Origin of the sequence: Candidatus Avoscillospira sp. LCP25S3_F1, from assembly GCF_052117125.1 — a bacterium.
GTDB lineage: Bacteria > Bacillota > Clostridia > Oscillospirales > Oscillospiraceae > Avoscillospira_A.
In genome coordinates, this window is the sequence record NZ_JBQKJT010000008.1 from 34,038 (window position 1) to 48,875 (window position 14,838).

At 50.3% G+C, this 14,838-nt stretch carries 15 protein-coding genes; all 15 read right to left on the reverse strand.

What is annotated here, in order from left to right; genetic code table 11:
- Positions 1 to 2: 2 nt before the first annotated feature.
- The 15 genes from ACTQ33_RS08830 to ACTQ33_RS08900 all read right to left on the reverse strand — a co-directional run bounded on the left by ACTQ33_RS08830 (position 3) and on the right by ACTQ33_RS08900 (position 14,837).
- A complete protein-coding gene (locus tag ACTQ33_RS08830) occupies positions 3 to 974 on the reverse strand; it encodes a hypothetical protein (RefSeq protein ID WP_441463983.1) in 972 nt (323 codons plus the stop codon).
- A complete protein-coding gene (locus ACTQ33_RS08835; protein WP_441463985.1) occupies positions 971 to 2,341 on the reverse strand; it encodes a hypothetical protein in 1,371 nt (456 codons plus the stop codon). The genes ACTQ33_RS08830 and ACTQ33_RS08835 overlap by 4 nt, the downstream gene beginning before the upstream one ends.
- 3 nt (positions 2,342 to 2,344) lie before the next feature.
- Positions 2,345 to 3,439, reverse strand: a complete 1,095-nt coding sequence (locus tag ACTQ33_RS08840) for a Gfo/Idh/MocA family protein (RefSeq protein ID WP_441463987.1) — start codon at positions 3,437 to 3,439, stop codon at positions 2,345 to 2,347.
- Position 3,440: 1 nt separating this feature from the next.
- A complete protein-coding gene (locus tag ACTQ33_RS08845; protein ID WP_441463989.1) occupies positions 3,441 to 4,544 on the reverse strand; it encodes a glycosyltransferase in 1,104 nt (367 codons plus the stop codon).
- A 32-nt stretch (positions 4,545 to 4,576) separates the two neighbouring features.
- Entirely contained in the window at positions 4,577 to 5,890 is a 1,314-nt protein-coding gene (locus ACTQ33_RS08850) for a nucleotide sugar dehydrogenase (protein WP_441463991.1), read from the reverse strand.
- Between the two features lie 30 nt (positions 5,891 to 5,920).
- Positions 5,921 to 6,892 carry a transketolase family protein gene (locus ACTQ33_RS08855; RefSeq protein WP_441463993.1) on the reverse strand — a complete coding sequence of 324 codons (972 nt, stop codon included), beginning with the start codon at positions 6,890 to 6,892 and terminating at the stop codon, positions 5,921 to 5,923.
- A complete protein-coding gene (locus ACTQ33_RS08860; RefSeq protein ID WP_441463995.1) occupies positions 6,879 to 7,715 on the reverse strand; it encodes a transketolase in 837 nt (278 codons plus the stop codon). The genes ACTQ33_RS08855 and ACTQ33_RS08860 overlap by 14 nt, the downstream gene beginning before the upstream one ends.
- 5 nt (positions 7,716 to 7,720) lie before the next feature.
- A complete protein-coding gene (locus tag ACTQ33_RS08865; protein ID WP_441463997.1) occupies positions 7,721 to 8,476 on the reverse strand; it encodes an SDR family NAD(P)-dependent oxidoreductase in 756 nt (251 codons plus the stop codon).
- A 9-nt stretch (positions 8,477 to 8,485) separates the two neighbouring features.
- Entirely contained in the window at positions 8,486 to 9,226 is a 741-nt protein-coding gene (locus tag ACTQ33_RS08870; protein ID WP_441463999.1) for an SDR family NAD(P)-dependent oxidoreductase, read from the reverse strand.
- Between the two features lie 26 nt (positions 9,227 to 9,252).
- The gene (locus ACTQ33_RS08875; protein ID WP_441464001.1) at positions 9,253 to 10,350 is read right to left on the reverse strand and encodes an acyl-CoA reductase; all 1,098 of its coding nucleotides are present in this window, start codon (positions 10,348 to 10,350) and stop codon (positions 9,253 to 9,255) included.
- A 61-nt stretch (positions 10,351 to 10,411) separates the two neighbouring features.
- The gene (locus ACTQ33_RS08880) at positions 10,412 to 11,458 is read right to left on the reverse strand and encodes a LuxE/PaaK family acyltransferase (protein WP_441464003.1); all 1,047 of its coding nucleotides are present in this window, start codon (positions 11,456 to 11,458) and stop codon (positions 10,412 to 10,414) included.
- A gap of 1 nt (position 11,459) precedes the next feature.
- On the reverse strand, positions 11,460 to 12,851 hold the full coding sequence (locus tag ACTQ33_RS08885) for an AMP-binding protein (protein ID WP_441464004.1): 1,392 nt from the start codon (positions 12,849 to 12,851) through the stop codon (positions 11,460 to 11,462).
- A 24-nt stretch (positions 12,852 to 12,875) separates the two neighbouring features.
- Entirely contained in the window at positions 12,876 to 13,112 is a 237-nt protein-coding gene (locus tag ACTQ33_RS08890) for an acyl carrier protein (protein WP_441464006.1), read from the reverse strand.
- Positions 13,090 to 13,710, reverse strand: coding sequence for an acyltransferase (locus tag ACTQ33_RS08895; RefSeq protein WP_441464008.1), 621 nt, complete (start codon positions 13,708 to 13,710; stop codon positions 13,090 to 13,092). Before ACTQ33_RS08895 ends, ACTQ33_RS08890 begins: the two co-directional genes overlap by 23 nt.
- Positions 13,710 to 14,837 (reverse strand): DegT/DnrJ/EryC1/StrS family aminotransferase, encoded by a 1,128-nt coding sequence (locus ACTQ33_RS08900; RefSeq protein WP_441464010.1) that lies wholly within the window; start codon positions 14,835 to 14,837, stop codon positions 13,710 to 13,712. The genes ACTQ33_RS08895 and ACTQ33_RS08900 overlap by 1 nt, the downstream gene beginning before the upstream one ends.
- Position 14,838 lies beyond the last annotated feature (1 nt).

Here is a 14,838-nt window from a genome sequence, read left to right on the forward strand (position 1 = left end):
TTTCAATTTCCTTTGGTTGTTTTCTCTGATTGTTTATCTAAAAAATGGTATTCTCTGCACAGTGCTATATAACATCCTGCACAAATGCCAATCATACCAAACAGCACTACAAATGCAGCAAATGCTTCCTCTTTCGTTGCCATACGATTCGTATGATCGATGAATACTTCCAGATTCTCTTCCGTCGGATTGATTGTCAAATTAATATGGTTTTCATTTGCAATTTTCGCCAGTAAGGTATTGCCATTGTCCACAAGAATTTGTAAGGTTTCCTGGGCATTTAACAGCATATTCTCCAGATTTTTACTCTCTTTTTGAACTTCAGTATATTGATGATTCAGCATATCGAGCTTCTCTTCATATTGATTTAGATTCAACTGTAATTGGCCATATTGTGCAGCTACGTTTAGCAAAGTGGCATATGTTTCATTAATCGCTGTATCTGCAGTACTCAGCCCGCCAATCGCCTGTATCATCTGATTGGCATGTTCTGATCTAATCATTTCCTGTTGGGTATTCTCCAACAGGATGGAGTATTCATCGATAGCCTCTTTCCGTAGTGTATCCGGTACATAAAGACTATGCGGCTTATTTAGCTTCGAGATAATCTCCTTCAAATTCTCCTCATTATACTGATTAATCTCTTTCAGAAAATCCTCCAGCTCCACTACTTGTTCCGCTTTCATGGTAGAATCCAACCGAACAGCATCCAAATAAGTGTATAAATAACTCTGCTGAGTTACTAAATAAGAGTAAAAATCATTATAATAGGTTAATTCGATTTTTTCTGGATTAAATGCTTCAAGCTGAAATGTCTCTGCTGTACCCGTTCCCTCTGCACTGGCCATTGGTGAGAATACAATGGCTACACAGATTCCGATCACCAGAAACAGCGCAGTTGACATCAATACCAACTTCCAGTGGCGCATGATTGCCCGAGGAATTTGTTGAATAGTCAATTCTTGATATTTCATTTTGATATGGCTCCTTTTTTTATCGGAAAAATATAAAGCAAAAAACAGGCTAATAAAAGTCCATGCGAAAGCAATATCGCGCTCCAAGCACCGTTTGCAAAGCCAATTCCATAGTTGACACAAATGCTAATGGTAATTGCTGTCGGTAATTTTTCAGCACAAATATTCAGGAGCCGGAAGCAAAGAATTACAACAAATGGCATAATGAAGACACCAATCGCTGTAGGAAGATTCGCATACATATCACCTAGCATACCATTGTTGGCATTGGAACCTGTATTCATAAACTCGCCAATAACTTTTGGTATTCCGTCAGAATACATACTATCAAAACCCAATTTTCCCACAATGCTTTCTCGGAACATGTCCAATGGATTCGACGAGAAAAACTCTCGATATACTTCGCTCAATTGCACGGGAAGATACATCAATCTACGTACCAGCAAAGACATTGGGTCTAAAATGCCAAACATAGAATACAGCAGACCACAAACTAAAACACCTGCGGACAAAATAGCGCCGAAGTAACGCATCATCCAATTGCGGTAGAAAAAATATCCGCCTAACATTAAAAACAGCAACATAAAGACAGATTTTTGTGCTGCTATAGAATAATAAAACACATATACTATCAAAAGTGCGAGCACTCTCAACCATTTTTTTGCTTGTAGCCAATACAAAATTATAATGGGTAGCAGAACCTTCATCATGGACAATGCATAACTAATTAGAACGGGCATTGAATAAGCAGCTGCCTCCGCCCGTACCGTATACACGTCGCTCATATTCAATTTGACTCGAAAACCGGTGTAGTAGCCAGAAACTGCCATCACCAACACCACTGCAGCAAGAGTAATCCACTTAAATAGCTGGTCTGTATGATGAAGTTGGAGCCGCTTCAGCTGTATTGTAGGAAGTTTAATCTCTATTGTTAATAATACTGTCCAATAAATAGTTGCATCAATTAACAGACCAAATGTGCTTCCCTTGCATCCTATATAGGAAGTCATAGGAATAAAGTACAAATAATTAAGGAGTGTTACCAGAATTGACGATGGACGTTGCTCTTTCTGCTGTATGCTTACAATCATCGGCATTAGGATCAGTACAACCAGCCATGATAAGATATATTGGAGCACAAAGATATCTGTCGTAAAGCCAGCATACGTGTATACAGGAGAAAGCGCAGTTAAATATACAGCATCCAGAACAAGACGGTAAACCAATGCAAAAATACACTGTATAGGAACGGGATTTCTTTTACAAACAGCCGTTAACCTATCCACTGTCATAACCAATCTAGATCCCTGAATTCGTTCTGCCAGCTTACTCTGTCTTATCTTTTGAAAAATTATGTTCAATTTCATGTGTCAGGACTCCTGCTTGCTGGAATCAAAGTGGCCCGAAAAATCGGTAGACGCTACATCACGCAGCGGCAGCTTCACAGGCATTCCCGTAGCCGCAGACTGATACATAGCCAAGATCATCTCCAGGGCACGCCGTCCGGCCTTGGCATCGATATAGGGCGCACGGTCCCGCGTAATGGCGTCCATCACATCGGCATAGACAGCTGTGTGGCCGTTGCCGTAGACGTTGCTGGTGGCCTCCTGCATTCCCTGTAATCTATCATCCTCAGGCTGTTGATCGGCAAACTGCCAGACGTCGATGTTATTAGTAGATGTACCACCAATTTTCACCGTACCAGTTTCCCCAAAGAGATACAGTGTCTCCTCCAAATTCTTGGGGTAGACGTTGGTAGTACCTTCAATGGTGCCGATGGTGCCGTTGGCAAACTTCACCACTGCCATGCCCACATCCTCACACTCCAGATAGTCGTGGAACTGCTGCGCCGTTTGAGCATAGACTTCTACCACATCGTCTCCCATCATCCACCGGAGCAAATCGACACCGTGGATGCACTGGTTCATCATGCAGCCGCCGTCCTGGGCCCAGGTGCCGCGCCAGGGTGCCTGGTCATAGTAGCCCTTGTTGCGGTTCCAGCGCACATGGATAGAACCATGGGACAGGCGGCCAAAGCGGCCCGCCTCCAATGCCTTACGGGTGGCCTGGACTGCCGGGTTGAACCGGTTTTGATGGCAGGCGCAGACCTTGACATGGTGCTGCTCCGCCGCCGCCACTATGGCATCGGCATCAGTCATGGACATAGCCATAGGTTTTTCAATGATAACATTGACGCCGTGCTCAATGCAGTACAGGGCAATCTCCGCATGAATCCCACTTTCCGTAGCAATGGCCGCCAGAGTTGGCTGCTCCCGGTCGATCATCTCCCGGTAGTCAGTATAGCGGCGGATGTCCGCGTTTTCCTGCAATCCATGCTTGGCCAGAAGGTTTTCCATGGCCTCCGGCAACACATCGCAAACGGCTGCAAATTCCAGTCCATTATTCAAGACCGCTTTGATATGATTGGTAGCAATACGGCCGCAGCCGATCAAAACATATTTCATATTACTGCTTCTCCCCTAAAATATCCTGATAGAGTTTGCGTAATTTTTCTTCTTCCACGCCCCAGTTAAATTCCTCTCGGACGGCCTTTCGGCCATTGAGCCCCATTTGCTTTGCTTCCTCGGGATGGTCAAGAAGATATTGAATGGCATTGGCAATTTCATCAATATCATCCGGGTCCACAGCAATACCATACCGGTACTTTTCCATTACGCGATCGTTGTAGGCCGAATGGTTCTGAATCACCGGAATTCCAAGACTCATATATTCATACGTTTTGGTAGCCAGATTATTTCCTGCATGGTACTGGCCTATGTTTCGCAATGTTACCATACCGATTTGCATCCGCATTAGAAGTTCACGGATTTCATCCCGGTTCAGCTTTCCAACATATTGAATTTGTGCCGCATTAGGTGCAGACAGCACCTCCTCCTTGTACTCCGGCGTGGAAAAATCACCTGCCAGATATAACGTGCAATCGGCCTTTTCTGCTGCACGCACCAAATTGGATATTCCCCGCTCTCTTGTTAAGGAACCAATATAGCAGATGCTTCGCTCCTCTTTGTGTGCTTCGGCATCATATCGATCATATAGTTCTTCCAATATCGGCACATTATTGATCAGTGCCATATGCTGGCACTGTGTATGATCATTCTCTTTGCCTGTTAGGGTACACGGGTAAATCAGTCCGTCAATTCGGTTACAAACATACTGCTCATATTTTTGATAAAAAAAGGCAATTGTGCCACGGAGCGGCCGCGGTAAATACTGCTTGGTGCGGATCTGTGCTGGATAGATCTCATGGCTGTCGAAAACAACCTTTTTCCCTTTACGATGCAGCTTCAGCCCATATGGCAGCAACTCCGGGTCATGAAAGTGATAAATATCTGCATCCAGCTTCAGCGCAGCTTCATAGACCCGCCGTGCAAACGCGGTCATGCGAGATACCCGTCCACCGGTCGGCTGTCCCACACCCACGATATGCACGCCGTTTTGAAATCCGCTTTCTCCGCGTATGACCAGATAAACTTCGTAGCCCGCTTTGGCCAGAGACGAGCATTCCTTCACAAAGATGCGAGTGTCTCCCTGGCTGTGGGCGCTTGTCATATGGCAAATCTTCATGGAATCGGATACCTTTCTTACAAAACCTCGACTGTATCAGTCCGGCAGAGAGTTTTGGTCACATTTTTGCAGTCAAATACCGGTACGCCGCAATCAATCACCATCTGATACTCCACGTTGGTATGGGCTGTTGTGATGACCACCAGATCGTATGTCCGGACAGCCTCCGGTGTCAAAGCCGGAATACTCTCATGCCATACGCCGTTTTCCTTGTATTTCGGCACAAAGGGATCGTAAAATTCCACCTGGGCGCCGGTCTTTTCAAACTCCTCGATAACACGGATGGCAGGGCTCTCCCGGTAATCGTCAATATCCTGCTTATAGGCCACACCCAGCACCAGTACACGGGAACCGTTGAGAGCCTTTTTATACCGGTTGAGGATTTTGCCGGCCCGCTCCACCGTGTATTCCGGCATACGGTCGTTGATCATCATGGAGGCTTCGATCATAGAAGTATGAAAGCCAAATTCTCTGGCCTTCCAGCTGAGATAATAGGGGTCCAAGGGGATGCAGTGACCGCCCAGACCGGGACCGGGGTAGAAAGCCTGGAAACCATAGGGCTTGGTCTTGGCGGCGTCGATGACCTCCCAAATACTGATGCCCATGCGATTGCAGAGAATGGCCATCTCATTGATAAGGCCAATATTGATATTACGATAGGTATTTTCCAGAATTTTCTCCATCTCCGCCACAGCAGGCGACGAAACCGTATGGACTGCGCCTTCCAGGAATGCGGAATAGACCGCCGCAATCACCTCGCGGGCGTCATCGCCAATAGCGCCGACCACCTTGGGCGTATTCTTAGTCTTGTAAACCAGGTTACCCGGATCCACCCGCTCCGGCGAAAAGCCCAGGTAGAAATCCTCGCCACACTTGAGGCCGCTGCCCTGTTCCAGCAGCGGACGCACCAGTTCTTCGGTGGTGCCGGGATAGGTGGTGGATTCCAAAACCACCATGGTGCCGGGCCTTAAATGCTCAGCAATGGCGATGGTTGAATTTTTGACATAACTGATATCCGGCTGCTGGTGCTTGTCCAGCGGCGTGGGGACGCAGATGGCAATAAAATCCACGTCTTTTACAAAGGAGAAATCCGAGGTTGCACGCAGTTTGCCGGAAGCCACCAGCTTCTGCAAGTCGGCATCCACTACATCACCAATATAGTTGTGGCCGGAGTTGACCAGATCCACCTTTTCCTGCTGCACATCAAAACCAATGGTAGTAAAACCGGCCTTGGCCTTGTCCACCGCCAGAGGCAGACCCACATAGCCTAAGCCTACAACGCCGCAGATCAGTGTTCTAGTTTCTATTTTTTTCAGCAATGTTTCTTTCATGTTACGCTCCCAGCTTTGTAATTCTTCCGCTTACAACTGCGAAATTTTATAAAGGATCCGCTCTTGTATTTTAGCGCTTGTCAACCCGCATTGCTCCAATAAGAAGTTGTATTCTCCTGCTTTGGGATAAAAATCTTCAATTCCAATTCTCATAAGCGGGACCTTTGCACCGTGCTCCGCCAGATACTCGGCGACTGCTCCTCCCATACCTCCCAGAACGCTATGTTCCTCACAGGTTACAATTAGACGGCAATCCTGCGCCTCTTGAACGGCCTCAGTATCCAGCGGTTTAATCGTATGCATATTGAGAACCCGGCATCGAATGCCGCTTTTCTCCAGCGCATCTGCGGCTTGACAGGCCTGATAGACCATGGATCCGGTAGCTATGATGCACACTTCATTTCCTTCACGCAGTGTAACTGCTTTTCCCAGTGTTAAATCATAGTCCTCTCGATATACCATAGGCATATTGCCAGCGCCGGTGAGGCGAATATAGCAGGGAGATTCCTCTTGTACCAGCAGTTCCATCATTTTTGCTGTTTCCAGCGCATCTGCGGGAGCTAGGACCTTCAGATTAGGAATGGCTCGCGTAATAGCTAAATCCTCCATACTGTAATGGGTGTTTCCAAAGAACCCCATGGAAAACCCGCTGGCCATGCCGATCAGTTTCACATTCAAATTCATATAGGCCAGCATGGTACGCAGCTGCTCCACCGCACGCATAGAGGCAAACGTGGCAAAGGTACTCGCAAATACCTGATACCCGTCCATGGCCAGTCCCGCTGCAACGCCCACCATGTTCTGCTCGGCAATACCAATGTTCAGCATCCGATCGGGATAGCTGCTTGCGAAGCGGTCCAAACCGGATGTGGTACAGAGATCAGCAGTCATACACAAAAAGTTCTCGTACTGCGGAGCCAGTTCTGTCAACATATATCCACAGGTTCCCCGCTGTCCCAACATGGACAGGGTCCGAATCAGTTTCCGGTCAAATGTTGCCATGGCACACCTCACTCATTGCCTGTTCATACAGCTCGTCGGTCAGAATTCCGTGATGCCAGCCCTTGGCGTTCTCCGCAAAGCTTACACCTTTCCCCTTTACCGTCTGGGCCAGGATAACACTGGGGCGCTGCGCCTCTCTGCAGCGGTCCAATGCAGCGCAAAGCGCACTGATATCGTGACCATTGACAATTTGCGTCTCCCAACCGAAGCCTTGCCACATACGCTCCAGCGGTGCGGTACGGAATACATCTTCACATCTTCCGTCGCTCTGCATGTGGTTACAGTCCACAATTGCGATCAGTCGCTCTGTGGAGAAATGCACGGCGCTCATGGCTGCTTCCCAGACCGCTCCTTCATTACACTCGCCGTCACCCAGCAGAACATAGACATAATTGCTGCGGTTCTGGCGCTTGGCCGCCACAGCCAGACCTACGCCAATAGACAGACCCATGCCCAAACTGCCGCTGGACGTGTCGATTCCAAGCCCCAAATTTCGGACGGGTTGTCCCGGTAAAGGTCCGCCATTCTGTTCAAAGCACTCCAGCGTTTCCCGGGAGATCAGTCCCGATTCAAACAGCGCTGTGTAGTATGCCAGCGATCCGTGTCCCTTGCTCAAAAGAAATCTGTCCCTATCCGGCGCCATTCGGTTATCATAGGAGATATTCATAGCATATCCATACAGTGCCGCCATAATCTCAATGGCCGAAAGCGCGCCGCCCAGATGGGCTCCTTTTTTTCCGGCACGATGGGCCAGCTCTATGGTAGCCACCCGCATTCTATGGGCCATCTGCTCCAGTTCAATTTTTCGGCTGTGTTCCAACATAGGATTCACATTCCTCCATCCACACGAAGTACCTGTCCCGTCACATAGGAGGAGAGGTCGCTGGCCAAAAATGCGGCAGCATGGGCAATCTCCTCCGGGCGGCCCATTCTATGCAGCGCTGTCTGTGCCACAGTCTCTTCAATCACTGCAGGCGTCATGCTCTCCCCTACCATATCCGTGTCAGTAATTCCCGGTGCAATGCTGTTGGCGCGGATACCTACAGCGCCCAATTCCTCGGCCATGGCCTTTGTGGCGCAGAGTAGCGCTGCCTTACTGGCGCCATAAGCCGAGCGGCCCGAATTAGCGTCCAGCGCGGCAGACGAAGAGATATTGACTATCGAAGTGTTTTTACTGGGATTGCGCTGAAGCAGTTTCACCATGGACTGGGTAAAGAAATACGGCGCAACAAAATCGATCTGCATGACTTCCTCCAGAGAGGATCGGTTGGTCATCTGGAACAGCGCGTTATAAGTAATGCCGGCAATATTAACCACCGCATCCACCGGGATTTTTTCCGACATGATCGTCTTAACCGCCGCTTTGGTGGCCGCTTCATCGGCCAGGTCAAAGTAGACAGGATGGATCCACACGCCGCTCTCTTCCGCCAACTGTGCCATCTCCTGTTCGAACTGTGCATCCTGACGGCGAGCACAAGCCCACACATTGGCGCCGTTCTGTGCAAACACCTCTACAGCAGCCCGTCCAATGCCGCGGCGGGCACCGGTAATGACACAGTTCTTTCCCATCAAAATCTTTTCCATACTATCTCCTTATCCGATGCCGCCATCGATCCGTACGACCTGTCCCGTAATATACGATGCCCGATCGGACGCCAGAAAAGCGATTACATTAGCAACTTCCCGCGTTGTACCCAGACGAGGCAGATCCGCAGGATGCAGCAGAGCTTGGCGCTGCTCCTCGGTAAGCGCCTGAGTCATAGCCGTATCGATCACGCCGGGTGCCACCGCATTGACGCGGATATTACTGGCACCCAGCTCCTTCGCCATGGTCTTGGTAGCAGAAACCAGAGCACCTTTCGCCGCAGCGTATGCCACCTGACCGGGATTACCGTCCAGACCAGTGATCGACGAAATACTGACAACACTACCGCCGCCGCTGCGAAGCATCAGCTTGGTAACCATTTGTGAAACCAACATCTGAGAGAAGAAATCCACTGCAAACACCTTTTGAAATGCATCCATGGTGGTCATATGAAACAGCGCATTGTGGGTCATACCGGCAATGTTAACCAAAATATCCACTGGCTTTTTATCCTGCATAATGGCTTTTACGCCGGCCTTGATCTGCACTTCATCCAGCAGGTCAAAGTAAATCGGCCGGATCCATACGCCATATTGCTCCTGCAATGCGGCGACTTCCTGCAAGAAGGTTTCATCTTCATGCTGTGCACAGGCCCAGATATTAGCGCCGTGCTCTGCAAAGCACCGCATGGTTTCCAAGCCGATTCCGCGCATGCAGCCCGTAATGACTGCGTTTTTTCCTTGTAACATATTGCTCCCTCTCCACGTCTTATTGATTATACCGCTTCAATTTGCCGGGACAGCGTCCGCACCAGGTCATAGCCGTCCCAAACAATTCCGATATCCAGGGCCTTGCCCACCGGTACGATCCGGTCAATGCCACGCAGACGGTGCTCTATTACAAAGCGGCGGATTTCTCCGGCGTCCAATCCGAAATAGGTGACCGTCTGGTATTTTTCCGTTACGATCTGTTCCAACTCGGCCCAATCCTGCAACATATATTCATAGAAATATCCGCTCTTGCCACGCAGTTCCGTCACATCCTCCGGCAGCGCGGAAAGCTCTACACCATACAGAATGTTTTCCCGTTTCCATACGCTATATACGACGTCGCGGCGCAGAATATCGCTTAGAAGCTGGGTATACTTGTCCACACTGACGGCGTCCTGCAAAACATACTGCTGCTTTGCCACCCGGAACACGGCATTCCAAAACCGCTCCCGGCCCATAGCATTTTCAGCTGTCCATACCACCAACTGCGGGCTGGAACAGGCGTTTTGGTCCATCAGATAGGTGTCGTTGTAGAATTGCTCCGCCAAGGATTCCACCGTCTGCTCTGCCGCCTGTTCGATGGCTTTGGGGTTCAGCAAGCAGAGGGAATACCGGTCGGCAAAGCACACATCCACACAGCGGGGACTGCTGGGCAGGGCTTTTAGGGCTTCTACCGTGCCGTCGCCGCCCCAAATGATGCGGGCGTCTGCCAGACGGCTCCAATGGGCTGTGATCTCATCACTAGCCGGATAGCGCACCATGGCCGTCCGGGCCGCAATCTCCGGATACTGCGGCAGCAGCGCCGCAATCTCCCGGCACACCAAGTCCACCTGTGGAAACGGCTTGCTGGGCAGCCGCACTAGATTGGAGCAGCCGGCCAGAAGACCAAATGCATAGCTAAATGCAAAATTAATGGGCACATTGCCGGGTGCAATATGCAGGCACAATCCCCGGCCCAGCCGTACGGACGCATCGGCATACGATGTCTCCATGGACTGGAGATTGGCCCTGCGGCACCAGAAGCCAAATGCTGTAATATCAGGATAGCGTCTCGCTTCCGGCACCCGCAGCAAATTCTTGGACAGCTGGGACAAGAATGCCACAGCTTCCTCCGAAAACGGCTGAAGGGGTGTCCGTGACACCGCCTCTGAGCCGACTACAAACTTAACGCCGTTCATACGTATCACTGCACCCCCGAATTTCCGCACCTTTGATGCGGCCATAGATTTTAAAATACTTGCCGAGCCGTCCACAAGGGCAGTCATCCACGCCTAGGATTTCACCTTCATCTTCTGTCAGAAGGATATGCCCCGGATAGCTGGTCGGCAGCAGGGACCTGCATTCTATCAGGCCGCGCCCTGTTTTCTTTTCTGAAAAATCCGCCGGATCGCGGATGATCACATCAGAGAAAATGGACGCATGGAGATGTCCATGGGGACATTCCATGAAGATGGAGCCGGTCTGCTCCACCATGCCGTAATAGTTCAGCACCGTGTCAACGCCGCAGGCGGCCTGGACCTGCTGTCGAAAGGCATCGGCGTCTACCGCCTGGTCGATGAGCTTTTTCCAGCCGCCGCCATGAATCATAATGCCGTTCATCCGTAACGGGCTGCCTAGAGCCAGCAAAGGCTGCACAAAGTGCTGCCAGATCATAAAGGTAAAGCCAAACAGCAGAATATTCTCACCGGTATGTTTTTGCAGGAATTCCTCAATGACCGTAAGATTCAGCTCCATATTTTCGTCCAGAGCGTAGGTCATATCCCGGCCCAGCATGGAAAATCCCAGAATCCCTGCGCCCCGAGCTGAGAACATCCGGCGATCTTTTAGAACAGCACTGGAGTCGATGACCAGCATGGGCAGCCGCTTTTTTCCCAAAAAATCGGTGACGATCTTGTTGAGCGCCTTGGTCTGTCTGGCAGAGGTTTCCCGATCCAGATAGATTTTGGACACCCGTTGACCGGTGGTACCGGAGGAAGTCATGGTTTTGGCCACTGTATCGGCAGCCACAGAGCGGAGATCAAATTCCTTGAACATCCGAACCGGCAACGCCGGCGTCTCCTCTCCCAGTACCCGGCACAGGCGGTCATACGGCTGGCAGCAGCCTCGATGGTAGGAGGAAAGCTCCCGCATCCACTGTGCATAGCGCCGCTCTTTTTCCGCCTGGGGCAGACCGTAGGGCTCCAGATTGAAAGTTTCTTCGTAGTCCAGCATGTTATTTCAACTCCGAATACAACACTTTTCCCGATTCATTGTGGGGGATCTCCGCAATGTGAATGGCAGAGAAGGCAGCGGCATGGATTCCCAGCTTTTCTGACACGAAACGCACAGCGCCGTCGGTGTCGGGGGAGGTCGTATAGATCCGCATATGGTCATCCTCACCTACACAGGCCGCTTCATACCCGGCCTGGGCCATCAGCTGCTCCACCTCCACCAGATTGACCCGGTTTCCATAGAGCTTGAGGAAGCGTTTCTTACGTCCCACCACATAGTAATAACCATCCGCATCCCGTTTGGCCATGTCGCCGGTCTCCAGCCGCCCGTGGCGCTCGTCTCCTTTGGCCAGATCGTCCCGGTTCTCCGCATAACCCATGGTCACGTTGTCGCCGTAATATACCAACTCGCCCACTGTATCGGGCTCCGAGACTTCCTGGCCGTTCACATCTATTATGGCAAACCGTCCACCGGGAATGGCAATGCCAATACTGCCAGCTTTTTCAATGGTACGTTCTGCCGGCACATAGCTCATGCGAGCTGTGGCTTCCGTGGCGCCGTACATGACTACCAGACGCTTGCCCTTGTCCTGTAGGCCGGTGGCAAATTTCTCATGCAATTCCCTACCCAACGCGCCGCCTGCCTGAATCACATAGCGCAGTTCCGGCAGTTCCATACGCAGGAACCGCAATCGATCCAACATTTGAAATGTATACGGCACGCCGCCAAAGCTGGTTGCCTTCTGCTCCTTGACCATGGTCCAAAACGCCTTGTCAAAAATCGTATGGTCTGTGAGAATCACAGACGCGCCGGCATACAGATGGGTTTGGACAATGGACAGACCAAAGGTGTAGTTGAATGGCAGGGTGGTGATGGCCCGTTCCGATCCGTCAATCGAAAGATATTCTACGATGGATCTTGTGTTGGCCTCAATGTTGCGGTAAGTTTGTCGGACGAACTTGGGGCTTCCGGTACTGCCCGATGTGGTCAGCAGCAGCGCCAGCTCCACATTCATTGCTGGGGCGGGCTCTCCCGTCTGATACAGCCGGTATCCCTCATAAGACCAGACTTCCTGGCCATGTTGATTGGCAAACTCACTGGGACACCAGAGAAACGCCGGACGATACACCGCATAGAGATGTTCAAACAGTTTAGCATCGATGGAACTGCTCAACATAATGGGAACGATGCGCTTTTGCAGAAATCCAACATAGCCGGCCACCGCAGCCACTTGATTGGTGCAAATACAGAATACCAGGGAACGGGCAGGAATCTGGCGGACGATGGCTTTGGCCAGCGCATCCAGTTCCTGATAGGATATACGCGCCGACTCTGAAATCAGTGCGCAGCGTTCACCGTATTCTCCAATGGCATCCAGAAAAAACCGCTCCATGGTATCCCTCCTTTCTGTGGAACGTTACACTTCCACTTCGTACTTCTTCAGAATCTCCTTGCCCTTTTCATAAGAGGACAGATCGATGATATCGTCAGTATCCATCATAATATCGAAAGCGTCCTCCAGCTCGGCCACCAGCTGCATATGACCCACAGAATCCCAGCCGGATACCGCTTGATATTCCAGACCAGCCAGCTCGGACTCCTCGACCTGCAGGGCGTTGATAAAAGCGTTATTATACTTTTCCAGATTCGTCATTTTGTTTGTTCTCCTTTTTGTTTGATTCAGTCAAAGTTACTTTGTCAGCATGATAGTCATACTGTGCACCACAGCAGGGGCATTGTGCCCGGTTCTCCTCAAAGGAGAGGCTGTTTCCACATTTGCAAACATAGCCATGAACCCGAGCCGGATTCCCGTATACCACAGCATAATCCGGTACATCTCTTGTTACCACAGCGCCTGCACCGATAAAGGCGTATTTTCCAATATCATGTCCGCAAACAATGGTTGCATTAGCGCCAATACTGGCCCCTTTGCCCACCACGGTTCTCCGGTATTCACTCTTACGCTCCACAAAGGCCCGTGGGTTGATCACATTGGTAAATACACAGGAAGGCCCCAGAAACACACCGTCTTCACAAATGACGCCAGTATACACAGAAACATTATTTTGAATTTTGCAGCCATTTCCCAAGGTTACGCCTGGAGAAATTACCACATTCTGACCAATATTGCAGTTTGCACCGATGGTGCAGCCGCTCATGATATGGGAAAAATGCCAGATCTTTGTGCCTTTTCCGATGGTGCAGCCCTCATCCACATAGCTGGACTCATGCACGAAATAGTCTTGCTCCATCAGAGCACCTCCAAAACGGCATTGATCACCCGCTGCTGCTCTGCTTCGCTCAGATAGGGATGCATAGGCAGAGAAAACGTTCTAGCACAGTAGTCATTGGCATTGGGAAATGTCTCTGCATAGTGCGGTTCGTTTTGGAATACTGGTAAAGCATGCTGTGGGGTCGGGTAATAAATCATATTTGGGATGTTCATGGCCACCAAATGTGCTACAATCCTGTCTCTTTGGGCAGTATCCGCCGCCAACAGGGCATACTGCGCCCAGATGCTGACACAGTTTTCTGCCACGAAGGGTGTTTTCAGTTTCCCCTCAAAGGCTTGGGAGTAGCGCTTGGCTACAACCTGCCGCGCTGTTATCTCATGCTCCGCCAGCGCTTTCAGTTTGGTCAGCAATATTGCCGCCTGTATGGCGTCCAAGCGGGAATTGACGCCCACCCGAATATTATCGTATTTACCGCCGGGCCCCTTGCCGTGGACGCAGATGGAGCGCATCACATCGGCCAATTCGTCATCATCCGTAAAGATGGCGCCGCCGTCTCCATAACAGCCCAAAGGCTTGGCAGGGAAAAAGGAGGTAGTAGCAATTTGGCCGAACGCACAGCATTTCTTCCCGTGATAGTCTGCGCCGAAACTCTGTGCCGCATCCTCAATTAAAAGAAGACCATATTGTTCACATATAGCTGTAATGGCGTCATAATCACAGGGATTGCCCAGAATATCCACCGCCACAACGGCTTTCGGCGTCAACTTTCCTTCCGCCAGAACGGCTTGAATCTGCCGTTCCAAGCTCTCCGTGCAAAGGCAGTATGTATCCTGCGTAATATCACAGAACACCGGCGTCGCACCAAACATCTTAGCTGGTTCCGTAGAGGAGATGAAGGTCATATCCGGACAAAATACCGCGTCCCCGGCCCCTATACCGGCTACCATATAGGCAATCTGCAATGCGTCGGTACCGTTGGCACAGGTGATGCAGTGCTTGCGGCCCACGAACGCGGCTAGCTTGCTCTCCAATTCTTTTACATAGGGGCCGCCAATAAATACCCCTGTGTCCAGCACCGTTTGGATATTGTGGTCAATTTCTGTCTTTAATGCACAATACTGTGCCTTCAAATCGATAAACTGCATT